This is a genomic window from Agrobacterium sp. S7/73 (assembly GCF_019355535.1).
Lineage (GTDB): Bacteria > Pseudomonadota > Alphaproteobacteria > Rhizobiales > Rhizobiaceae > Agrobacterium > Agrobacterium tumefaciens.
The window spans coordinates 1,243,760-1,266,521 of sequence record NZ_CP072136.1; the positions used below are offsets into that span (position 1 = coordinate 1,243,760).

Consider the following 22,762-nt stretch of genomic DNA (forward strand, 5'->3'; position numbering starts at 1 on the left):
CAAGATATCCATAACTAAGCGCCTAAATTTTAGAGTGGCATCGTCTTTATGAGGGTGGAATGTCCATGGCGCTATGGTCATTAATTGCCGGGCGGCAGTCAATCTGCAAATCTGCAGGTGCTAAGCATTCCAGATATATCACGCATCAGAAATGATGCCCCCGGCACCAAAATGGTATCGGGGGATTCTCATTGCGTATGTCACTCGATATGAGAAACAAAGTCTTGGATATTGGGCTGCTGCTTGTCCAGCTGTGACTGGTTTACCTGGACTGTTCTGCCCGCGAACGTCTTGGCGCCTGCGGTCAATCTGCATATTGGAATACCCATCGCCCCGGAGACGACCGATGCCGTGTTTGCATCATTGATCTCTTCTTCGAACATTCTTCGAAACCCGACGCGCGAGGTGGGAGCCGGATCCCCTGTCGGATGTATGTGGAACAATGCCGGATTTGCTTGCCAAACCCTGTACACTTCCGCGAAAATTTCGTTTACGACGTTGCGGAACGCGCTCGCGGAACTGTTGTTCATTTGCGTCAATCTGTTCCCGACATAGGAATAGATCAACGGTCTGGTCATGGACCATCGCTGCGAGTTGATAAAAAACTGCGACTGAAGCTGACCAGGTGATCTCAATACGCCGTACACAAGAGATAGGACAGATCGCACTGCTCTCTTGGAAGATCCATCAGCGGAGAATGGGATCAAAAGACGATCCGAAGCGCTCATGGCCAATTCTGTGTAGATTGAGAAACTGGGGTTGCAGTCGATGAACACCGTTATTGTTTCTTGGTTCCAAGATACTCTAACGTCTTCGATTAGATCCCGTATCCATGTGTGAACGATGCGCCAGGCATCACCAGGGCCGGCAGTACATGCCAACTGCACTTGGGCAGCTTGCATTTCAAGCTCTTCATCGCCACACACGATGTAGAGATTGCCATCTACATGATGATTATGGGCTGAGACCCTGGAGACATAGTTAGATCCGCTTCGTGGATTGACGTACGGACTCACGATTCGGTCGGCCACGTAACCTGCTATTGTCCTTGCTGGTGTCATGCCCGACAAGGTGTTTATGGCGGCTTCTCCATTCACCATACCACCGAGAATCATGCTCGAGGAATTGGCTTGGGGGCAAAGATCGATCACCAGAACGTTTTCATTCGGATGCGTTCGAGCATACTCGGTAGCCACCTGAAATGTCAGATAGCTTTTACCGACGCCGCCCTTGTTGTTCCACAGGGCATAAATTGCCATTGGTGACTCCTTCCGTGACTCGTTGCCACACTATGGCATAAGTCGTGTATTTACTCATAATACGTAGGAGATTTAATTGACCGGATTTTTTTGAAAGTCCAGCACACCTTGAGTTATAGACAGCCTACGCAGCTTTCTGAAACCACCCATCGAACGCAGCGGCCGTGAGGGGCACCAGAAACAAGACGACGTCTGCCGGCCCTCTGTCGATCAAACCAAGATCGTCACAGCTGAAGTTGGACAGCGGCTGTTTCTTCCGATGATAGTGTGCACGGGCGTTGCATTTCCCGCTGCAATATTTCGCGTAGGGCATTGCGGAAAGAAACTCTGCGCTGCAGCCCGGCGCCTGGCAGGTGTGTTGGAACTGCTTCCTTTTACCGATCGCACTGGCGCAGGCCATAGAGCAGCACCGGACATCTTTCAGCGACGGCAAAAACTCTTTCCCGCACGCCACATTCGCGCAGCGTCGCATCACGCGCGTCCGCATCGAGTCGCTTCGGCATTGCTTCGAGCAGTATCGGTTTTCACGAGACTCCGCCCAAACACGGAACTCCTTGCCGCAGGACGGCAGCGCGCATGTGCGTGGCGCCGTCCTCGTCTTAGCGATTATCTTCCACGCATCACGGCCGTAGACGTCATCCTGCACGGGCTTGTCAAAGGCCTGGTCTTGTAGCGCAAGCTTGGCGCAGCGCACCGAGCAGTAGCGGTGTGGTTTCTGATCCTCACTGATGGCATTGCCACAGCGCGCGCAAGCCTCCCGGCCCATGGCGTAATGAGCTTGACCCTCCGCCCACGAGGGTCTCGCGCCTTGCCCGAGCTTCTGGAAAGCCGCCGTGATCAGTCCGGCTGACTCATGGTCTGCCTCCGCCCACTCATGGCCGACAAGGCAGAGTGCGGAACGAAGCCCCGAGCGTGTAGCGCCCTCGCGCTCCCAAGGGTTATCCCGGAAATCATCAAGCACATTCATGACTTGAGAGATTACATGCTTACGACGGTCACCACTGACGATCTGCCGAGGCTTGTGCCGCTTCGCTAACTTAGCGTTTCTGGCATCAACGAAGTTCGACAAGTATACCATTGCATTATCCGAACATGGCGTCGATCAACCCCGCCGATACCGGCGCGGAGGAGACTGGTGGCAGGGTTTTTACGCCCTCTGGCGCTGGGGCTTGCGGCTTCATGCTGGCCTCCAGATAAGTCTGATCCAATGCCCGCAGAATCATGACATGGCGAGGCTCGATAGGCCACCGCATGAGCGCGGCATAAGCGACGATTTCAGTATGAGCGATGGGATTCGGCCCAGCCGCATGAAGCGTCCGCGACCGATGCAAATCCATGAACCACCGCCAGAGCAGATCGCCGCCGGTGGGGATGCGCGGACGGGTCGCGCCCTTGGCTTCAAGCTGTCGCTTCAGCTCGCTGCACAGCAGATCCTGGAGCCGATAAGTCGATATCACGATACAAATACCTCCGTCGCGCTGAAAGACGGTTCGCGACTGTTCCATGATTTCGAGCCGGAATAGCTTTCTGGATCGATCTGCATGGTGCAGGACGGCTTCTCAAAATGAACCGTGGCACTCGACGTGAAGTTCTGGGTGTCAATCGGAAACCTTACGTGGAGGGAAACAAATCCGCCGGCACTTGATGTTGCTGCGGTGATGACGCGGTGAAGGGACCGGTTCAGAGGAGACATGCGCAATTCGACATAATCGCCCGGAGAGAAGCTGAAAGCTGCGGGCAGTCCGCCAACATTCAGCTGTGTCGTGCCGGTGATCGACTGAAGGTAGGCATCGCCATTGAACGCTCCTCCCGCAGCCTTAGTGCCAGATAGAGGCGCACCGGTATCCATAGCGATCGGCCTCGGGCGAAACACGTCGTATCCTAAGAATACATCGCCGCTATCACCGGCCTGCATCATGAAGGCGTCCATTTTGCCGAAGTCTTCTTCAGACAAATAGGTCGCTTTGTAATTTGCCTTCCAGTAAGGCGTGCCGAACGCCATCGCCTCGGTTCGCCGTCCTTCCATGCGCGCAGTGCTTCTGGGCTGCACGGGATCGAAGCTGCATTCCCGCCAGCCTATCGACGGGAGTGAAATTATGTCGCTCATCTCGGGCTCCCGTTCATATAGAGTTCGTTCTTCTGAGCGTTGTTTCGCTGCACCAACTTTATGCTCTGACTTTGCGCCTGCTGAAGGATCTGGCCAATGAGCTCGGGTGACAGGCTCACCATCACTTCTGATGTTCCCCCACTGGGGGAAGACGCCTGACCAGACGAGCCACCACCGTTCATAGAGACGCCGAGGCGGCCGCTCGAGTCCCTCGACAGGGGCATGATGGCTTCAGGACCGGCTTCACCCATCACTCCACCGCCGCTGGCGAAAGCAAACATGGTCGGCCTGTTGACGACTTGATTGGAAAAGCCGCTTATCCCGTCGGCGAACGCGCCGCCTTTTGCGAACGGTCTCGGCGTCGGAACCGGCCCGATTGTTGGTAGGCTGGCAAATCCACCGGTACCGCCGCCGAAAATGCCACTGAACAAGCTGGACAGGAAGCCACCGCCGCTACCGCCTGCTGCGCCGTTCACTTTGAACAATGCATCGAGCACATCATCTAACAAGGTGTCGGAGATGCGTTTCAGGCTGTTGACGGCAACGTCGCCCATCGCCTCCCAGAAGCTTTTCCCGCTTTCGATCGCGCCGACCAGGTCGTCTAGTCCGGCTTTCGTGAGATCACGATAATAGAGCGTGGCTTCGTCTGACTTCCGTTGTGCTTCCTCTTTCGTGGCGATCGCTTCAGTGAGTTGAATGATCTTTTCCCGCTCTGCATCTGTGGCGGCCGCTCCTGCCTGCCTGGAGGCGGCAGAGGCTCGCTTGGCGGCGTCGGAAAGGCCAACGATACGCAGCTCTTCTTCGAGCTCCGCGATCAATTCCTGAACTGCTTTCTTTTCCCGCTCCGCCTGCGCGACCGAAGGGTCGCGCGTTTTCGATTTCGATGCTGACGGAGGAGTATACGCAGGCGGTGTCCAGGTCTTCTCACCGCTCCGGTTCATCGGCTGGATGCGTTCACCCAGCACCTTAACGACTTTCGCCTCTTCCTCCGCCAGCTTCTGAAGCTCGAGGCGGTACTGGCCGATTGCCTTGTTTCGATTACGCTCGCCGAGGGCGCCATTGTTCTGCGCTTCAAGAATGCTGTTTTCGAGATCAAGCCGCTTCATCCCCAGATCGCGCTGAGTGCTTTCCAGCGTTGAGCTCATCTGCTTTTGATAGTCTCGAAAACCGTCGATAAACTCCGATAGAGAGTCAGCGGCGGAGACGATGGCGCTTTTCAGGGTGGTGCCGACCGTCTGGCTTATCATCTGGAACCGGCGATCAACCTCGGCCGCACGCTCAATCAACTGTTCGTCCATAACGATGCCAAGGTCGTTGGCGGCTTGAATGGTATCGCGAATTCCCCGCTCGCCTTGGCCGATCAACTGCACGAACTGCTCGCCACCGGTACCGCCGAAAATCTCATCGCTGATACGGATCTGAGCGGCTTTGTCGAGTTGGCCGAGACGACCGATGATTTCGGCAAACAGTGCCGAGGGGTCTTTCAGTTTTTCCTTAAGGTCATCAACTGAGTATCCGAGACGCTGAAAAGCTTCGGCGCCGGAGCCGGACTTGCCGAGAGACACGATGAATTCATCGGCCCGCAAAGACAACTCTTTCAATCCATCCTGTAGAGCGTCGACACCAACGCGATTCTGTTCGGCAACGAACTTCAATTCCTGAAACGCTTTGACGTTGACGCCTGCAATCTTCGCCTGATCGCCGATTTCTGCAACGCCCCGCGCTACCTCACCAAGCTTCTGAATGGTGCCGCTGATGCCTGCACCGATGAGAGTGCCGATTAATCCGCCGGCAAACGCACGGCCGACACCGCCGATCGATGTGCCGACCGTGGCCATCGCCTGGTTGACGCGCGTGGCGGAACGCTTGGCGTCATCCTCCATTTGCTTCGTGGCTTTGCGGCTGTTGAGCGACATTTCGCGATAGGCTCGGGCCGTTATGCCGTTGGCTTTGGCCATCTGCTTTTCAAGCTCGGTCAGCTTTGCGACAACCTGAATCGCCAGTTGTTCTTCATCACCGGTCATGTTCGGCTCCTTCAGGCCCAAGCCCAGTTTTCGATATCGTTAAGGTCTGCGTCATCGTATGACGACCGCCCGGTGTCGCCAGCGGCTGCACGCGCTACCGCCATGGCTGCGGCCTGCGCGCCGTCGATGCGGTCGCGGCTTTTGCCCTTGTGAAAGGTCGGCATGTCGACCTTTGAGTTGTCGACGGCGATGTTCTCGAAATTCCACCGAAGAACCGGATGGCCACCATGCCGGAAGTTGCGGCCAACGATGGCACGCTCAAGGGTTTTGACCGCCGGTCCCATGGTAATGAATCCCTGTCGCATCTCGACAACTGGCAGGCCATCAGCCTGCAGGTTGTTCATGAGCTGGCGGCCTAAGTAGGGATCGAAGGCGACTTCGCGGACATTGAACCGGGCAGCGAGTTCGCGGACTTGATCTTCAATCCGGTCGAAATCGATCACGTTGCCCATCGTCGGTGTGATGAATTCCTGCTCCGCCCAAAGTGGATAATTGACCTTGTCGCGATCGGCGCGGCGCTGAATGTTATCGCCCGGGCAGAAAAACCACGGCCATACGACATATTCCCCGTCCACGTTCCAGCAGGCGACGATGACCGAAAGGTCTGTCGTGGACGACAAGTCGACGGCTAGCCAGCATGGATATTCCCGAGACTCCATCTCTTCAAGGTCTACCGGCCCGGCACCCTCGTCGTAGGTTTGCATGTCGACGAATGGTGCCAGGCTGTTGTCCTGCCGGATGCCGAGAAAAAACTGTTCGAATGCTGCGCGGTCCGATGGGCGTTCTTTCGCCTCGGTCGCCAGCTGACGAAGTGACGGCAGGTCGGGATAGCCGTATGCCAAACCTGGCAGCACCTTTTGCCAGTGCGCTTCGTCATCCCATGGTTCGTCACGGGTGCCCTCGAAGATGATCGGCAGGAATGTCGGGTCGATAACCTCTCCGCGTTGGACCTTCTTGGCATACTCATAAACGGCGAAGTCCGGAGACTCATTGCCGCGTCCGGCCGTCGTGGCGACGATGACCAAAGATCCCGCCACCTTCGATGCACCGAGGCGCATGGCCTGCCAAAGGTCCGCCTTCTTATGCGCCCATAGTTCGTCGACCAAAACGAACGTCGGGGTACGAGCATGGGCACGAGCGCCATCGGAGGCCATGGCTTCAAAGAATGAGCCCGACTTCGGATGAGTCATTCGGTTCTTAGAGTCGACGGGACGCGAGGCACCGGCAAGCTGCGGGATCTCGTCCACGATAGACATCGCTTCTTCGAACGCTACACGAGCCTGCGCCTGGTCAGCAGCGACGACAAAGTTCTGACCGCGGGGAAGGCGCTCAGGTCCGAAGGTGTGCAGAAGCGCCAGCGCTGCGCTCAGGGAGGTCTTGCGGCTACCTTTGCCGACCTGCAAATAAACGGTGCGGACAGTGCGCGCCCCGTTTGCTTCAGCGGGACCATAAATCTTCCTGACAACCCTTTCAAAGGGTGGGTCAAGCTGGAAGGCCTTGCCCGGCAACCGGGATTTCGGATGCCGCAACATCCGGAGGAATTTCACCGCGCGCGCACCGTAGCCGAAAGGATCGGCGATCAGGGAGTCGTCAAAGATCCATTGTAGACCATTCATCGTCATCCCCTCCTTTCTCTGGCTTAAACGTTGATTTGGATCGGGCGGTCGGGCTGATGCCCAGTTCGGCGGCGAGACGCGCCGTTGCCTCCAAGGCCTTGGACAGCAGGCCCGATGCCGGGTTTGGCTTCTTCATCTTGTGAGCGGTATCGACGAGGAGGCCATGCTCTTTGATTGCCTTCTGGCATTCCCTGACTGTCCACCGTGCGATGAGATAGCTCTCCAGCAGCCCGAGCGCTGACGTCGTCAAAATCTTACGCTCTGCCATGTCGCGCCCGATGGCATCCCATTCAGCGGCAAACTCAATGGGGACGGAAACCGGGCATTTCGGAACGCCGGACAGACCACCTTGGACGGTCACTAGTGCCGCTTTCCTGCCGCGCGTCGTCATTGCTGAGACCTTTCACAGCGGATCTCGAGACCTCTACGCCGGCCGATTTCCTTGGTTTCCCTAACATTGAAAAAAGAACCGTCGTAGTGGACGCGGTCGGATGTGGTGACACCCTGAAGCCAACGGGTGCGGAAGATGATAGCGGTACGATCAACCGCGCCCTGCGCCTGGAGAAACTCCTCCGTCGATGCCTCGATGAGCTGAGCGCGCAGCGTGGCGAGCGGAGTAAAGGCGGGAGTCGGCGTGCCATATTCGTTGACCGCACCGGAGTCGAAGCGATCGATACGAATGGTTCGGTCCATCTTTCCGGCGCGCATTATGCCACCTCCACGACAAGAGCATCGATCGTCACGACGGCATGGGCAGTACGGCCGTCAGGATCTCGAAGGAAACGAGCCTGCCGGATCCGGCAGTCGGCGAGTTGATGGCCGGCTGACAACACGGGGCGGACCTTCATAGCGGTGCGGATCGCGCCCACAATACGCTTCGAAATCTCGGTGGATGGCTCCTCCGTCCAGACATGGAGGTCGAGATAGACACGAATACGGTTCCGGGAGATCGAGTCGTTTTCGTCTACGCTCTGCCCCTCGCCAATGACGACGCTCGGTCGAGGGTTCGGCTTTTCGTTCCGATCGAGAATGTTCGCTGCCGGTACGAGTGCCACGACACCAGCGTCGCCGATTAACCGCGCCCGAACGGCGCCTTGAAGAGCAAGTTCTGCGCTCATCATTTCCCCCAGTTCGCTTTTACAATCTTGCGGATTTCCCGCTTGATCCGGTTGAGGGTTTGCTTCTTGTTGGCTCGCACGGCGGGCCAGAAATATGGCTGAGCCTCTGTTTCAGAGGTACCGTATTCGATCAGGTGCGGGTACCGGACATCCCGGTTGCCGACCGTGACCATGGCGGCGTTCTCTGGCACGACCGTTGACCCGCCAGGCTGGCTATACGGAGGCGTGCTCTGTCCCGCTGGAGTGACATGGATGCTGTTTATAAGATCGCCGGTGTCCTTCGAGGACCAAGCAAAATGGCGCATATCGTCGGCAAGCTTTTCCGCTTCCTCGCGCGTCACCACCTTCATGCGGTCTCGCAGCTTCTGCGGAATGGCATTGAGACGCTGTTGTATCCGGGAAAGGCCGCCGTCATCAGCCATTAGAACGACCACTCACGAAATTCGGTGACGATCGCGTCAACTCCGAAGGGCAAAGCCTGCGCCGAGACGCCGACCAAAGTGCCTTCTCTGTTTTCGTAATAATGCCCAGCCAGCAATGCGACGGCATGAATGAGCGCCGACGGGATAGGCTCCTGGCTGGCACCACCAAAGTCGGCTTCGATCTTAAAACCGAGCTGCCGTTCGATCAGATTTTGCGATGCCTCAATAAAACGCTGAAGCATCGCGTCATCGCCGGTGCCAAGATCATCCGAAAGGTTCAGCCCGGCCTTCAATTCTTCGACTGTCAGGATCATGGTCGGACCTCATTTTACCGTGAAAAAAAGTAGAGCGAATTAAAATCCATCCGGAGCGTCGCTCCCGCCGCCGGTCCCCAAAGAGGGTGGAAAGTTGAAGACCACCCCCCGGTATGGCATCAGGTCTCGGCTGCGTTGATGCGGACAACGTTGGAGTTGACGCCCAAAGTGAAATTGGCCTTCATCACCGAGTTCGCTGCATCGAACGCTTCGCTTGCAGTCATGACCTTGGCGACAAACAACCTCTCGCTTGGCGTGCCGCCCACTGCGGGCGCATCATTCAGAACGAGGCGGAACTCAAAGTCATGAGGTGTACGCTCTGCTGCGATGAGTGCCAGCTGCCCTACGTCAGCATGGTCGAGACCGGCGACGAGCTCCATCTGGCCAGCAGATCTTGGACCCTTGATTGTCTGGGTGCGGTTGCGGTCGATGGCGGTGAAAGAGATTGCTTCGGCTGTGTCGCCTAGACTGCCAAGCGCTTCGAGCTGGCCAACCAGTTTCCATGTCGCAGCGTTCGCCGCTGAGAAGTCTGCCAATACGAAGTCGGCAGCCTGCTGTTCTTTGGCGATACCGACGTACAATTTGCTGCCTGCTGTGGCGAAAAGGCTCATGATGTTTTTCCTTTCTGTTCGAGCCGTTCTTTGGCGGCATCGATGGCGTTGCACTTCTGGCAGCCCGGCCACCAGTTAGTCTTGCTCATCCTGAGTTCAGGACGTTTCCTGATTGAGATCACATGACGGACCAGCACTGCCGGCGCGCCGCATTCGCACAGATCGTTTCCGGGAATGGCGAGGTAGGCTCTGGCCTGCTTCCGCCATTCGCTGTCATAGCCACGGTCACGGGCGGCGGGCCGCTTCTTGTCGAAACGAGCCTTGCGCTCCGCCGCCATTCGGGCAACCGCCTTGCAGGTCTCACCCGATGGATGGGCCTTGCCGCAATAGCCGCAGACTGAGGGAGCGCGGGTAGGCATCAGTCGCCCATGCTCCCGTAGACGAGAAGCGTTTCCGCCTCGATTGCCGCGATGCCGCCAGCAGCCCATTGCCCGGCTGATTTCACCTTGCCCTCGAAGCTGTTTACGGTGACGCCCGAGGCGGCGAACGTGATTGCACCGGTACCGGCCTGAAGCCATCCACACGAGAAGCCGCTTCGCAGACCGGCGGGAATCGTCACCGTGCACGCCACCGTGAAGGCTAGTAGTCTGCCCTGATGCTTGTCAGTTAGCGTCAGCGTGCTTGCCGGGATGAATTCAACGTTAGTGCCAACGTCCTTGATGACGTCGTCCACCGATGTTTCAACCTGCCGCTCCGACGGAGTTCCGGCCTGACGCTTAATTTTGATTTTATCGACCATGCCAAAATCCTTAAAAATTGCGATCGCGGCGCCTTGAGCCCAGAATCGATGAGGGGAGGCAGGCGCCTTTCCGTTGTTCGGCTGATCGCTGGAACCGTCACAAAGGCCCCTCAATCAGAGTCAGGCGACGGGGCGCTTGGCGGCCTGTCCCTTGATCAGCAGTGCCGAAATCGCAGTACCGGTACCGTGCGTGCCGGAGAAATCAGCCAGCAGCTTCAGGTATCGCTTGTTGCCGACGTAGCCGAGCTTCGTCACCTTCGGGTCAGCCTGCGCAGTGCGCAGCGGAAGCACGATGCCACCGGCAAGAACATCGACGCCCTGCACGTCGCCGGTCTCAACCGGAACGAAGGTCGTGTTGTCGTCGGAGTGCGTCAACGTGAAGTCGATTTTGTTCGTACCGTTGAAGGTGATGCCGCCGACACCGGTGTGAACGGCGATGACGGCTTGATTGAAGCCAAGCAAATCGACGGCAACCGGCACATTGTCGGCTGCGAGGACAGCGGGCGGAATAAGGGTCGTCAGACCAATGTTATGGACGAGATCTCTCATTTCGATATCCTTTCCTTGCCGCGCCTTAGGAGGCCGACATTTTCAGTTTCTTGAACTTGGCTGCCTGGAGAACGCCGCCACCGACGCGGCGGGTCGCATGGATGCGGGTGATGCCGTTCGTGGCCAGGAGGTACGGGTTCACCAGAATGGACAGGCCGATACGGTCAACGATGCGGTAGCCGCTGAAGTCGCCGAAAATGATCGGTGTTGCGTTGGTGGCGATGTCCGGCATATCCGGCAGCTCGATGACTGGACGGCCAAGGATGGTTTCCGGCTGGCCGAGCTGGAAAGATGGCTGCCACAGGAAGCGACCGTCGCCGTCCTTCAGGAGGCGAAGCTTACCAAGGGTCGTGCTGTTCATGGCCCAGGTGCCGGAATTGCGATACTGCGTGGGCAGACCGTACATCAGGCCGATCAGTGCGTCGGGAACAATGGTGCCAGTATTCGTGTTGGCGACCGTGGCAATGTCTGCATTGGTCAGCAGGCCTTCGGGCTCAAGGACCCCGTTACCGACAACGAATGCCTTACCTTCCTTCTGGCCGAAATCGTCAGACAGCGCGAGGCGGACTTCCGCTTCAGCTTGGCCGGCGGAGTCGGCAAGAAGCTGGTTCGAAACGTCAACGTAGGTGTTGATTTCTCGAACAACGATCTCCGCTTGGCCGAATGTCGGTTCCGAGCCTTCCTGCGTCTGAAGTTCGCCCTTCCACTTCGCGTTGGTGATTCCCGTTCTCGACGGATAAGAGACGCTCGGAGCCGACGTGGATCGGACCGAAGCGACGGAACGGACTGGAGACACAAGCACCAGGTCGCGAATGAACTCCGTCGACATCTCTGCCGGCGCAAGATATCCGCCCTGCGGATCAGAGCTTACCTGCAGCGTCTTGAGCTCATCCGCTGGCGTCTGATTGCCAAGACGGAGGTATGTGCCGAACGCCTTCTTTTCGAGCGCGACGGCCTCGTCGTCGTTCTTGTCGGACGCACCGGGGCGATTCGCCTTCTTTTCGAGATCCGCGATTCGCGTCTGCAGCTTCTCGTTTTCGGCAGTCTTGCCCTCGATCTCCTTGAGACGGTCATCGACCGATTTCTGAAGCGTCTCCAATGCTTTGGTGACGATTGCCTCCGGAGCATCGTCGTCACCCTTGCGGATAAGCGTGGCGCCGGAGATCGCCGTATTTTTCAGGTGTTCCATTTCCTAACCTTTCATGCGCGCAGCGGCGCGGTTGATAGCTTCGGCCATTGCTATGGCGTGAACGGCAGACTTTGCGCTGGTGACCCGGGCGCCGGGATGCATGCCAATGGTCACAATGCTGATTTCCATCAGATCCAGCGCAGAGATGGTCCGGCCGCCGCCCTGGCGAGCGACCGATTTCTTGGTGACGAATCCGACGCTGAGGCCACGCACCGCGCCGGACTTAACCAGCGCATGAACCTCGCGAGCGCGCGCCACGTCGTTGATGAGCAGATTGCCCTTGACCTGAAGGCCCGTGCTGTCTTCTGAGGCCGCGGACCAGACCCCAATCGGGTCATTGAGATCGTGTCCGAACAACATCGGGAGCGGCAGTGTCGCGCCTTTGAAGCTGCCCGGCTCTATGACGTCACCGACGCGGTCGGCGGAGCCGAAAGGCCATGCCAGACCGGTGATCTCCCCGGTATCGCTGGCGGCAATCTTGGTCTCGAAATAGAAACGTTCCATCAGCGGGGCCTCCCCAGAAGAGCGAAAATCCCGAAGAAAAGCAGGGCAAGGAGAATGGCGTCCAACTTTTCGGCGATCATGAGCCGCTCCGGAAGTTGGCGCGGTCGCCGGCGAAAGCGTCGGTTTGCTGTTCAATCCAGTTGATAGCCAGCAACTTCAGAACAGCTGCATGTCCGAACCGTGCATCAAGGCCGAAATCAGCTGCGACGTCCCAGTTCAACACACAGCGGGCAAGGCAAGAAAGGCGGGCTTTTTCGCGCGCCTGAAACGAGACTTTTCCATCGATGTCAGCGGCGGCTGCCATGTCATCCATCATGGCAACGCGGGCTTTGTGCTGCGTCTCTGAGTCCGGTCCGGCTATAAGCAGACGTACGCCGATGGGCTTGCCCTCCCAAGGATCAGCCAATTCCAACCAGCGGCCACGGTCCTGGTCGACAAGATTTGCGCTGATTTCCTCAAGCGTCATCGCCCGGCTCCTTGTTTGCTTTTGTCTGGTCTGGGGGCGATGTCTTTTCCGCAGGTATAGATCCAGGCTGCGAGGAGCCCGTGTTCGGATTGGCGAAAATCTGGCCACCCTCATACGGAGGCAAATCCAGCAGAAGCGTGCGCGCTTCATTCGGGTTAATCGCGCGGGAACTGATGAGGCTATTGGCAGCCGTCGCGCGGGAGACGAGATCCACGTTCGTGAAGTCGTCGCGCTCGAACCGGACGCGATAGGTTGCGCGTTCCTCGCGGCTGAAAAAGCCGCGGCGCATCGCCGCCTCCATCGGACGCATCCAGAATTCCAATGAGGCAAGCCATTCTTTGCCGGCCTGTTCTGCGTTGGCCCACGTCGCGCGATCGAAGTCAAAGAGCAGTTGCGGCGGGACGCGGAAAGCCCGTGCCACTTCCAGAATGACGAATTTCCACAATTGCAAGAATTGAGCGTCGACCGAGCTGAACGAGAGAGGTTTGAAGCTCGCGCCGTCGAACAAGACAGCAGTTTTACCGCCGTTGTCGCTGCCCTCGTGCGCCTTCCGCCAAGCCGTGATCATGGCTTTCATGCCTGAATCGCCGACCGTTTTGGGGGACTCGATTACGCCAGCCGGGCGGGCGCCAGCACTGAAGAGCCGGCCAGCATGATTTCGCATCTCGCGCGCCACACCGATGCTTTCGGACGCCAGTGTTACGGGACAGCGGGTGAACGGACCACGGACGAAAACAACCTCGTCACCGGGTGTCGGGCGGTTGTTGATCCGGAAGGACGGCTCGCGACGGCCATCGGCGCTGTAATCAACCTGGAAATGAGAGGGCTCGTAGGCGGTAACTTCTCGAACCTCGCCGGCAACCTTGTTGACGTGCGAGAGGCTGCCTTTGTCGGAGGTGAGCGCGCCGGCGATGACATCACGAACCCATTCAAAAGAAGATGCGAAGTCGTTGACGTCTCCGTCCAGAAGGGTGGCCACCGGATGGTCGTTGTCCGTCACCCAGGCCTCGCCGTCCTTACGCTCGAGGTTCAGCTTGAGCGCTGCAATGCTTGAGGAAAGCAAATGAACGGCCGAAGCAACAGCCGGCACCGTCATGGCCGTGGCGAGACTTACCGAAGTCGAAGAGACGAGACCGCCAGTGAACAGCGCGTATTCTTCGGCAGTCGGCTCGGCGAGCGACTTGATGTCAACGACAGGTGATTTGCGACTAAAAAATTTCATGGGCCGGAATATCCAGCCCATGAGACGTTTCAGCAATTACGCAAAATCAAGCAGAACGAAGTATAAATCGCGGATCAGAAAGTTTCGTCGTCACGCGGTCCAAGCCATTCCAGCAATTCTATACGTGTCGTATATGTTCGTCCACCCCGTACTCGCGCGGGGAAACTAGAATCTCTTTTCATGATTCGGCGGACCGAGTCAGCGGACAGCCCAAGAAATTGGGCAATACTTTTCGTGCCCCAAAGGGCGGTCGTCGCGACAGTCACTCGGCTGGCCGGCAGATCAAGCTGAAGCTGGCCCGATGCCGCAGCCAAAACCCGATCGGCTCGTGCTGTGGTGAGGGGTGGTTTCATCGGTTCGCCTCCTCGTATTTCTGGAGCGCGGCTGCTCGAGCAGAAATTGCATCTTCCAATGTCGGGTGGCTGGAACTGTGGATGACGCGTCCTTCACGGCAAAGCTTGGCGCGAAAACGCGTATGGCTGCCTGATACCTGTTTCCATATTCCCGCCGCGCCGACCTGATTATTGCTGTGTTTCGGATGGCGTTCCATCCTCTGCCGAACTGTCGAAAGTTCGAGGTTGGATAGCCGCAGGTCGTTCTCATCGCGGTTTTTGACGCGAACCTCCATGCCTTCTGGAATTGTGCCGTGGGTGTAAATCCAGGCCAACCGCCGGGCGCGATGGACAACGCCAAAAATGACGATCATCCATCCTGAAGGATTGGAGCAACCAGCTCTTGAGCCCGCGGGGATGTTTGAGGTAGGTCGAACTTTCCAGCGGAAAACACCTGTCAGCGGGTCGTAATCAAGGCGATGTCGAACGGTATGAGCGGTTGGATCCATTTTCTTCTCCTTGTGTAGGCACAGTCTCGCCCTTTTCCGCCTTGATATGAGGTCGTTCCTCATTCCAAGTCTCTGACGAAGAGAACCCTTTCGGGCGCGTACTCAGTCCTGCTTTGCCTTCCCGCAGAAAGGCCGTACCGTTGTCCCCGGTACCTCCGCTGGCGATTTTTTCGGCTCGCCACACAATCAGAACTGCCAGGTCGTCATCCCGGTGAAATCAAGACTGCGCTTTTACCGATCCCGGGGGTGCCGGGCGTATCAAGGCTGCTCGTTGTCAGGGCGCGACAGCGCGAGCTATTTTTTTCCCGAAACCGTCGGGCGCGGTATGCGTATGTCCTTCATCGGCACCGATGGTGCTTGGCAGGGGCAAGGACGTTGGAAGACCGCCAACCTACAGATCGCTAGCGCCACGGCGGGAACCTCCGAGCAGGCCCGTGACGCTATAAAATCCGTATTACTCTCTTGATTCTTCAACGTTTTTTGATATTGTAATCAGCGAAAGCTTCCGCAGAGGCTTCAACATTGACGCCGTCCCGGTCTCGTCAACTGGGGCGGCGTTTTCTTTTCAAGCTGCATCATCGAGAAAAAAGCGGATGAGCTTCCCGCGCTCCGCCATCCACGTTGCGCCGACCTTCCTGACGGGGATCGCACCGGTTGCGCACAGGTGGTAAACTTGCCGCTCAGACCGACCGATCAGACGAGCAATGGCTTCGACGCCCCAGATCAAATCCAGCGGCTGTTCCTGCGTTGTCTCCATGAGGTGATTTCCTTTTCTGCTTGCTCCAATAGCTACAGAAAGGCGCCGCTAACTCACTGTTTCAACAACTAAATTTTCAATACGCAGCGTATTGCGGAGCTTAAGCCTCTGAGCCGCAATGCGAATTTTCTTTGAAATACGATCCGTATTGAGAAAAAAAGTGATTCGAGGGTGTTTTCATCCTCGTTATTCGCATCTCAACTAAGGAGAAGGACGCATATGATCTTTCAAACAATTCGAGGAGGGCCACCGCATGTCGGTTCGTAAAAGAACATGGACGACGCCGAAGGGCGAAGCGAAAAGCGCTTGGGTGGCCGATTATTTTGATATCACAGGCAAGCGCCGGCTCAAGAGTTTTCGGCTCAAGAAGGATGCGGACCGGTTCGCCGCCACGGCGTCGGTCGAGGTTAGGGAAGGCGTCCACGTTGCGGACAGGGCTTCTATAACCGTGGAAAAGGCTGGCATGCTGTGGGTGGCCTCTGGAGAGAGTGCTGACCTGGAGCGATCGACGGTCAACCAGCGAAAAAGCCACCTAGAGCATCATATTGTACCGCTCATCGGGCAGACGCTTTTGTCACGACTGACCGCACCGGCAGTGCGCGATTTCGAAGACATATTACGCGCTAAAGGCCGATCGCCGGCAATGGTGCGGAAAATTGTCACGTCGCTTGGTTCGATCATCGCCGATGCGAACGAACGTGGGCTGGCTACACGCAATCCGGTGCGGGATATCCGGTCAAGCCGCAAAGGGCGCGACAGGCGTCAGGAGAAACGCCAGAAGGGAAAGCTTGTGGTAGGGATCGACATTCCCACACGAGCCGAGATAAAGGCACTGGTGGCCGCGCTTGATGGCAACTGGAGACCGTTGCTTGTCACGGCCATCTTCACCGGTCTGCGGTCGTCGGAAATCCGGGGCCTTCGCTGGCGAGACGTGAATTTCAAGAAGGCGGAAATCCACGTCAATCAGCGCGCCGACCAGTTCAAGGCAATTGGCCCCACGAAGTCAGAGGCAGGTATTCGGACGATCCCGGTTCCGCCTGTAGTCATTGCTGCGTTGATGGAACACAAGCTCCGACAGCCGCACGGGTTTGAACTCGTCTTCGCCAATCCAGACGGTGAGCCTCGATCGCATGCGAACATCGTGAACAAGGGCCTAAAGCCATCCATGATTCGAGCGGGCGTGACCGTGGGTATGGCGGATGACATCCAGGCGAAGTACACCGGTCTCCACGCTCTCAGACACTTCTACGCGTCCTGGCTGATCAATCGGAAGGAAGACGGCGGCTTAGGTCTGCCGGTCAAAATGGTTCAGGAGCGCATGGGCCACTCCTCGATCGTGATGACAATGGACGTCTACGGACACTTGTTCCCACGGGTTGATGACGGAACGGAGCTAGCACAAGCCGCGAACATTCTGCTCGATTGATTGCAACATGACTGCGACACACAGCTCAATTTGGCAGTGAAAACAATAGCGGGTGAAAGCCTGCAAATCCTTGTACCCCGGTTCAATTCCGGGCGAGGCCTCCAAAAACTTCACCGAATAGAACCTGTTTTTTTGAACCTTTGGCCCACCTTGCGGTCATCGGCTGCCCTTGCTGTTCTAAAAAATCCCGGCCATTTCGCTTTTTCCAGCACTTAGGGCTCACCGCGCTTGAAAGCGCAGGCTTGGGCAATTATGAGATTGTTTAAAGGCGAGGGGAGACCCGTGCCGTTTTGAGCTTTTGGGGCCGAGGCTTCCCGACCGGCATCCGCGAAATTGAGGCGATAACGATATGATGGATTTCGAAACCGCACGCGCCAACATGGTCGACAGCCAGTTGCGCACGACCGACGTGACGTCGCATTCTGTGCTGAAGGCGTTTTTGAGCGTGCCGCGCGAAGCTTTCGTGCCGGCGGGTGTGCGGCAGATTGCCTATGTGGACGAGGATCTGCAGATCTGTCCCGCCCGGGATGGTCGCCCGGCCCGTTACGTCATGAAGGCCTCGCCGCTGGCGAAGCTTTTGCAGCTTGCGGCGGTGACCAAGGAAGACGTGGTGCTGGAAGTCGGCGGCGGCGCGGGTTATACCGCGGCCATCCTGTCCCAGCTCGCCGGTTCGGTGGTTTCGCTCGAATGCGACGAAACGCTGGCGGCTGAGGCGACTGAGACGCTGGCCTCGCTCGGATATGACAATGTTGCTGTTGTCACCGGCGATCTCGAAAAGGGTTATGCGGGCGAAGCACCCTATGACCTGATTTTCATCAACGGCTCTGTCGAGGAAGTGCCGGCGGCACTGACCGACCAGCTGCGCGATGGCGGACGTCTGGTTGTCGTTGTCGGATACGGTAACGCTGCCAAGGCAACCGTTTACCGTCGCGATGGCAACAGCACCTCGGCTGCAACCTCTTTCAACGCGTCGATCAAGCCTCTACCCGGTTTTGCCAAGGCGGCCGAATTCGTTTTCTGATCTTTAAAAGCGATCATTGTTCTGGACGCCGGGGTGGACTTTCCGCCCCGGCGTTTGTTTTTGCGGGTGCCGCACCGGCAGACCCGCTTCGCCCACCCAATTGCCCCAAAAGACCATTCTCACAAAGCTGTGCATCACGGCGAAACTTGTCGAATCAGTGATTTAGTTCCTGACTATGCTGCCCTAGACTAAGGGTGATTCGGGGTGTGCGTATTTCTACCCCTTTTCAGGCCATCGGCCCGAAAACCGGAAGCGATTTTCGACAGGAACGGTGTGCAGATTTAAAATTTTGGAGCGTCCTTTGGGCGTCCGTATGGACGCAAGGCGGTCTAGAGAGTGGAAACCGGGGATTGATATGGCTCAGCCAAGCGTAGCGCGTGAACCGTCCATGGAAGAGATTTTGGCGTCCATACGCCGGATCATCGAAAGCAACGAGACCGGGCCTACCGGTGCGTTTTCCGGGCAGTTGCCGCCTGTCTATGACGACGAAGACGATGGCGCAGGCGAAGCGCCCTTCGTGACGGAGGCCATCAGCCCGCCGGCGCGCGTTCCCCCCGCCGCAAACCAGGCATTTGGCGCAAGGCCGGTGCAGGATTTTTCCGCGGCCTCCGAAAAACAGACACCAGAACAGCAGGAAATCTCGGCCGAGAAAAGCATGTCGCTTGCCGATGTTGCCGCCCGCGTTCGCGCTGCCGCCGACCGCAACGCTGCCATGGGGCCGCAGGCATTTGCCGCCCAGGCGCAGCGTGAGCCCGCGCAGGCAGCCCCGGCCGCTCATTCCTCCAGCGTACCGCAGCCTTCGGCTGCGCAACAGGTTGAACGCCCTGCGCCGCAGCGCCCGACGGATGTGCGGCCGCTGCTGGCGGCCGCTGCCGCGAGCACCAGTGAACAGCCGGCAGCTTTTGCCGCCGAGGATCGTGCTGCTGCTGCCGCTGTCGAAAGCGCAGCTTTCGAGAACCGCTTCGACCAGCTGACGCTGCGTGGCGCCATCGAAACGCCTGTAGCCCAGGATCATTTCGAGATTTCGGTGCAGGAACCTGCTGTCGAGATGCCTTCATTCGATCTGGCCGAACCCAAGGAAGAGGGCGGTTTGTCGCTCAACCTCATTTCCGAGGCTGCCGGTGCGCAGATCGCCCGTTCCTTCAGCGAACTTGCGGAAATTTTCGATGGCGTCGAACGACGCTCGATCGAGGATATGGCCGCCGAAATGCTGCGTCCGATGCTGCAGGACTGGCTGGAAGACAATCTGCCGACCCTGGTGGAGCGTCTCGTGCGTGAGGAAATCGAACGTGTGGCGCGGGGCTCGCGCCGCTAGGCTCTGTTCGTCCGCATCTTGTAACATGCGCAAGATAATGAAACAGAGGCCGCTCCGGCACCGGGGCGGCTTTTTTGTTGAAGATGAAGGCGCTATGGGGTCATAGTCGCTGACGGGTCGGTTTCTGTTGACTCTCGACCATCCATCCTTATTTAAAAAAATCCACACAAGAACTCTAAAATTCAGGTCAGGAAATGCTCGAAAAGACCTACGATTCCGCATCCGTCGAACCGAAAATCGCCAAAGCCTGGGACGAGGCGAACGCTTTTCGTGCCGGCGCCAACGCCAAACCGGGCGCGGAAACCTTCACAATCGTCATCCCGCCGCCGAATGTCACCGGCTCCCTGCATATGGGCCATGCGCTCAACAACACGCTTCAGGACATATTGGTCCGCTTCGAGCGCATGCGCGGCAAGGACGTGTTGTGGCAGCCGGGCATGGACCATGCGGGCATCGCCACGCAGATGGTCGTCGAGCGCAAGCTGATGGAACAGCAGCTTCCGGGCCGCCGCGAAATGGGCCGTGAGGCCTTCGTGGACAAGGTCTGGGAATGGAAAGCCGAATCCGGCGGCTTGATCTTCAACCAGCTGAAACGTCTCGGCGCGTCCTGCGACTGGTCGCGTGAGCGCTTCACCATGGATGAGGGTCTGTCCGAGGCCGTTCTCGAGGTGTTCGTCACCCTTTACAAGCAGAACCTGATCTACAAGGACAAGCGCCTCGTCAACTGGGACCCGAAGCTGCAGACCGCGATTTCCGACATGGAAGTCGAACAGCTCGAAGTGAAGGGCAACCTTTGGCACTTCCGTTATCCGCTGGAAAAGGGTGTGACCTATCAGCACCCGATCGCATTTGACGAGGAGGGCAAGCCCACCGAGTTCGAAACGCGCGATTACATCGTTGTTGCTACCACGCGGCCAGAAACCATGCTCGGCGATACCGGTGTTGCGGTGAACCCGGAAGACGAGCGCTACAAGGGCATCATTGGCAAGCATGTCATCCTGCCGATCGTTGGCCGCAAGATCCCGATCGTTGCCGATGACTATGCCGATCCGACGGCCGGAACTGGCGCCGTGAAGATCACGCCTGCGCACGACTTCAACGATTTCGAGGTCGGCAAGCGTTGCGGTCTGCGCGCCATCAACGTCATGAATATCGATGGCACGATCTCCATCAAGGAGAACGAGGATTTCCTCGAGGGCCTCAATCATCCGGCGGCGCTGCACGGCGCATGGGACCGCCTGGAAGGACAGGATCGTTTCTTCGCCCGCAAGGTCATCGTCGAAATCTTCGAGGAAGCCGGCCTCCTCGACAAGATCGAGCCGCATAAGCACGTCGTGCCGCATGGCGACCGTGGCGGCGTGCCGATCGAGCCGCGCCTCACCGACCAGTGGTGGGTGGACAACAAGACGCTGGCTCAGCCGGCCATTGCCTCGGTTCGCGAAGGCCGCACCAATTTCGTGCCTAAGAACTGGGAAAACACCTATTTTCAGTGGATGGAGAATATCCAGCCCTGGTGTATCTCGCGGCAATTGTGGTGGGGACACCAGATTCCGGCATGGTACGGCCCTGACGGGCAGGTCTTCGTTGAAAAGACCGAGGAAGAGGCGCTTCAGGCCGCTATCCAGCATTATATCGCCCATGAAGGTCCGTGGAAGGCCTGGGTCGAGGAGAAGCTTGAAAACTTCAAGCCGGGTGAGATCCTGACCCGTGACGAAGACGTTCTCGATACTTGGTTCTCATCGGCGCTGTGGCCGTTCTCGACGCTCGGCTGGCCGGAAAAGACACCGGAACTGGCGCGGTATTATCCGACCAATGTGCTTGTCACCGGTTTCGACATCATCCCGTTCTGGGTCGTCCGCATGATGCAGATGGGTCTGCATTTCATGAAGGACGACGCCGGCAATCCGGTCGAGCCGTTCAGCACCGTCTACATCCATGCGCTCGTTCGCGACAAGAACGGCCAGAAGATGTCCAAGTCCAAGGGCAACGTCATCGATCCCCTGGAACTGATCGACGAATACGGTGCGGATGCGCTGCGCTTCACGCTCGCCATCATGGCGGCGCAGGGTCGTGACGTGAAACTCGATCCGGCACGTATCGCCGGTTATCGCAACTTCGGCACGAAGCTATGGAACGCCACGCGTTTTGCCGAAATGAACGGTGTAAAGCGCGATCCGCATTTCCTGGCCGAAACCGCATCGCTGACGATCAACCGGTGGATCCTGACCGAGCTTGCCAACACCGCGCGCGATGTGACGGCGGCTCTTGAGAACTTCCGGTTCAACGATGCATCCGGCATCCTCTACCGTTTCGTCTGGAACCAGTTCTGCGACTGGTACCTGGAACTGCTCAAGCCCGTGTTCGGTGGCGAGGATGAGGCGGCAAAGGCGGAATCGCAGGCCTGCGCGGCCTATGTTCTGGATGAGATCTACAAGCTCCTGCATCCCTTCATGCCTTTCATGACGGAAGAGCTGTGGGCGCATACGGCGGGCGAGGGCGAGGAGCGGGCTGATCTTCTCTGCCTTACCGACTGGCCGACTCCGGAATTCCGCGACGATGCCGCGGCTGCGGAAATCAACTGGCTGATCGATCTGGTTTCGGGCATCCGCTCTACGCGTGCCGAGATGAACGTGCCGCCGGGCGCCACCGCATCGCTGGTGGTGGTCGGTGCCAATACCTCGACAGAAGCGCGGCTGGACCGCCATGCCGCCGCCATCCGGCGCCTGGCGCGTGCCGATGAAATCCGTGGTGCCGATGTGGCGCCAAAAGGTTCCGCGCAGATCATCATCGGTGAGGCCACGGTCTGCCTGCCGCTCGGTAACCTCGTCGATCTCGCGGCCGAAAAGGCCCGTCTCGAAAAGGCGATCGGCAAGGTGGATGCGGAGATGGAACGCATCGACAAGAAGCTGTCGAACGAAAAATTCGTGGCCAATGCCGATCCGGAGGTTGTGGCCGCCGAGCGCGAGCGTAAGGCGGAACTGGAAGTTCAGCTGACAAGTCTTCGAACCGCCCTGCAGCGGGTCAGCGAAGCAGGATAAGGTTCCTGTTGCGTGTAAAATCAAAACGCCCCGTGAAAACGGGGCGTTTTGCGTTCTGTCAGGGCCGGCTCAATTCATTGCTGCGTTGCAATGGCGAATCATGCACTGCGTGATAGCGCGATTATTTCTGCCGCGAGGCGCACAAAACCGCGCGGGAAGACGAAAAAGATCAATAAAAACGGCCTGATAAGCGATTTTCTTCGGAAACGTCCAACTGTGGTTAT

The 22,762-nt window shown here is 57.9% G+C and carries 25 protein-coding genes; 4 read left to right on the forward strand and 21 right to left on the reverse strand.

What is annotated here, in order from left to right; genetic code table 11:
- Positions 1 to 200: 200 nt before the first annotated feature.
- The 21 genes from J5276_RS06175 to J5276_RS06275 form a co-directional block, all read right to left on the reverse strand.
- Positions 201 to 1,259, reverse strand: a complete 1,059-nt coding sequence (locus J5276_RS06175) for a ParA family protein (RefSeq protein WP_209159408.1) — start codon at positions 1,257 to 1,259, stop codon at positions 201 to 203.
- A gap of 124 nt (positions 1,260 to 1,383) precedes the next feature.
- Positions 1,384 to 2,337, reverse strand: a complete 954-nt coding sequence (locus tag J5276_RS06180) for a hypothetical protein (protein WP_209159407.1) — start codon at positions 2,335 to 2,337, stop codon at positions 1,384 to 1,386.
- Positions 2,338 to 2,341: 4 nt separating this feature from the next.
- Complete coding sequence (locus J5276_RS06185; protein ID WP_209159406.1) at positions 2,342 to 2,716, reverse strand: hypothetical protein; 375 nt, start codon at positions 2,714 to 2,716, stop codon at positions 2,342 to 2,344.
- Positions 2,713 to 3,366 (reverse strand): hypothetical protein, encoded by a 654-nt coding sequence (locus J5276_RS06190; RefSeq protein ID WP_209159405.1) that lies wholly within the window; start codon positions 3,364 to 3,366, stop codon positions 2,713 to 2,715. Before J5276_RS06190 ends, J5276_RS06185 begins: the two co-directional genes overlap by 4 nt.
- Positions 3,363 to 5,390 (reverse strand): tail tape measure protein, encoded by a 2,028-nt coding sequence (locus tag J5276_RS06195; protein ID WP_209159404.1) that lies wholly within the window; start codon positions 5,388 to 5,390, stop codon positions 3,363 to 3,365. The genes J5276_RS06190 and J5276_RS06195 overlap by 4 nt, the downstream gene beginning before the upstream one ends.
- A gap of 11 nt (positions 5,391 to 5,401) precedes the next feature.
- On the reverse strand, positions 5,402 to 7,012 hold the full coding sequence (locus J5276_RS06200) for a terminase large subunit (protein ID WP_255610030.1): 1,611 nt from the start codon (positions 7,010 to 7,012) through the stop codon (positions 5,402 to 5,404).
- Entirely contained in the window at positions 6,981 to 7,397 is a 417-nt protein-coding gene (locus J5276_RS06205; RefSeq protein WP_209159402.1) for a P27 family phage terminase small subunit, read from the reverse strand. Before J5276_RS06205 ends, J5276_RS06200 begins: the two co-directional genes overlap by 32 nt.
- Positions 7,394 to 7,714, reverse strand: a complete 321-nt coding sequence (locus tag J5276_RS06210; RefSeq protein WP_209159401.1) for a phage head closure protein — start codon at positions 7,712 to 7,714, stop codon at positions 7,394 to 7,396. Before J5276_RS06210 ends, J5276_RS06205 begins: the two co-directional genes overlap by 4 nt.
- Positions 7,714 to 8,124, reverse strand: a complete 411-nt coding sequence (locus J5276_RS06215) for a DUF3168 domain-containing protein (protein ID WP_247749959.1) — start codon at positions 8,122 to 8,124, stop codon at positions 7,714 to 7,716. The genes J5276_RS06210 and J5276_RS06215 overlap by 1 nt, the downstream gene beginning before the upstream one ends.
- Complete coding sequence (locus tag J5276_RS06220; protein ID WP_209159399.1) at positions 8,124 to 8,546, reverse strand: HK97-gp10 family putative phage morphogenesis protein; 423 nt, start codon at positions 8,544 to 8,546, stop codon at positions 8,124 to 8,126. Before J5276_RS06220 ends, J5276_RS06215 begins: the two co-directional genes overlap by 1 nt.
- The gene (locus J5276_RS06225; protein WP_209159398.1) at positions 8,546 to 8,860 is read right to left on the reverse strand and encodes a head-tail connector protein; all 315 of its coding nucleotides are present in this window, start codon (positions 8,858 to 8,860) and stop codon (positions 8,546 to 8,548) included. Before J5276_RS06225 ends, J5276_RS06220 begins: the two co-directional genes overlap by 1 nt.
- A 119-nt stretch (positions 8,861 to 8,979) precedes the next feature.
- The gene (locus tag J5276_RS06230) at positions 8,980 to 9,471 is read right to left on the reverse strand and encodes a hypothetical protein (RefSeq protein ID WP_209159397.1); all 492 of its coding nucleotides are present in this window, start codon (positions 9,469 to 9,471) and stop codon (positions 8,980 to 8,982) included.
- A complete protein-coding gene (locus J5276_RS06235; RefSeq protein WP_247749958.1) occupies positions 9,468 to 9,749 on the reverse strand; it encodes an endonuclease in 282 nt (93 codons plus the stop codon). The genes J5276_RS06230 and J5276_RS06235 overlap by 4 nt, the downstream gene beginning before the upstream one ends.
- Positions 9,750 to 9,829: 80 nt before the next feature.
- Complete coding sequence (locus tag J5276_RS06240) at positions 9,830 to 10,210, reverse strand: hypothetical protein (RefSeq protein ID WP_209159395.1); 381 nt, start codon at positions 10,208 to 10,210, stop codon at positions 9,830 to 9,832.
- Positions 10,211 to 10,330: 120 nt separating this feature from the next.
- A complete protein-coding gene (locus J5276_RS06245; RefSeq protein WP_209159394.1) occupies positions 10,331 to 10,759 on the reverse strand; it encodes a hypothetical protein in 429 nt (142 codons plus the stop codon).
- Positions 10,760 to 10,784: 25 nt separating this feature from the next.
- Positions 10,785 to 11,948 (reverse strand): phage major capsid protein, encoded by a 1,164-nt coding sequence (locus tag J5276_RS06250; RefSeq protein WP_209159393.1) that lies wholly within the window; start codon positions 11,946 to 11,948, stop codon positions 10,785 to 10,787.
- A gap of 3 nt (positions 11,949 to 11,951) precedes the next feature.
- Entirely contained in the window at positions 11,952 to 12,452 is a 501-nt protein-coding gene (locus J5276_RS06255; protein WP_209159392.1) for an HK97 family phage prohead protease, read from the reverse strand.
- A 76-nt stretch (positions 12,453 to 12,528) separates the two neighbouring features.
- Positions 12,529 to 12,918: a hypothetical protein gene (locus tag J5276_RS06260; protein WP_209159391.1), complete on the reverse strand. Its 390-nt coding sequence runs from the start codon at positions 12,916 to 12,918 to the stop codon at positions 12,529 to 12,531.
- A complete protein-coding gene (locus J5276_RS06265; protein WP_247749957.1) occupies positions 12,908 to 14,161 on the reverse strand; it encodes a phage portal protein in 1,254 nt (417 codons plus the stop codon). Before J5276_RS06265 ends, J5276_RS06260 begins: the two co-directional genes overlap by 11 nt.
- A gap of 328 nt (positions 14,162 to 14,489) precedes the next feature.
- A complete protein-coding gene (locus J5276_RS06270; RefSeq protein ID WP_209159390.1) occupies positions 14,490 to 14,981 on the reverse strand; it encodes an HNH endonuclease signature motif containing protein in 492 nt (163 codons plus the stop codon).
- 565 nt (positions 14,982 to 15,546) lie between these two features.
- Positions 15,547 to 15,738, reverse strand: a complete 192-nt coding sequence (locus tag J5276_RS06275) for a DNA-binding protein (RefSeq protein ID WP_209159389.1) — start codon at positions 15,736 to 15,738, stop codon at positions 15,547 to 15,549.
- A 253-nt stretch (positions 15,739 to 15,991) separates the two neighbouring features.
- Between J5276_RS06275 and J5276_RS06280 the strand changes: the two genes are divergently transcribed.
- The 4 genes from J5276_RS06280 (at position 15,992) to J5276_RS06295 (ending at position 22,538) form a co-directional block, all read left to right on the forward strand.
- Positions 15,992 to 17,164 carry a site-specific integrase gene (locus J5276_RS06280; protein ID WP_209159388.1) on the forward strand — a complete coding sequence of 391 codons (1,173 nt, stop codon included), beginning with the start codon at positions 15,992 to 15,994 and terminating at the stop codon, positions 17,162 to 17,164.
- Positions 17,165 to 17,513: 349 nt separating this feature from the next.
- A complete protein-coding gene (locus J5276_RS06285) occupies positions 17,514 to 18,185 on the forward strand; it encodes a protein-L-isoaspartate O-methyltransferase (protein WP_003515626.1) in 672 nt (223 codons plus the stop codon).
- A 355-nt stretch (positions 18,186 to 18,540) separates the two neighbouring features.
- Complete coding sequence (gene popZ, locus J5276_RS06290; RefSeq protein ID WP_112154630.1) at positions 18,541 to 19,500, forward strand: cell division protein PopZ; 960 nt, start codon at positions 18,541 to 18,543, stop codon at positions 19,498 to 19,500.
- 194 nt (positions 19,501 to 19,694) lie between these two features.
- Positions 19,695 to 22,538 (forward strand): valine--tRNA ligase, encoded by a 2,844-nt coding sequence (locus J5276_RS06295; protein ID WP_065687297.1) that lies wholly within the window; start codon positions 19,695 to 19,697, stop codon positions 22,536 to 22,538.
- The last annotated feature ends 224 nt before the right edge of the window (positions 22,539 to 22,762 follow it).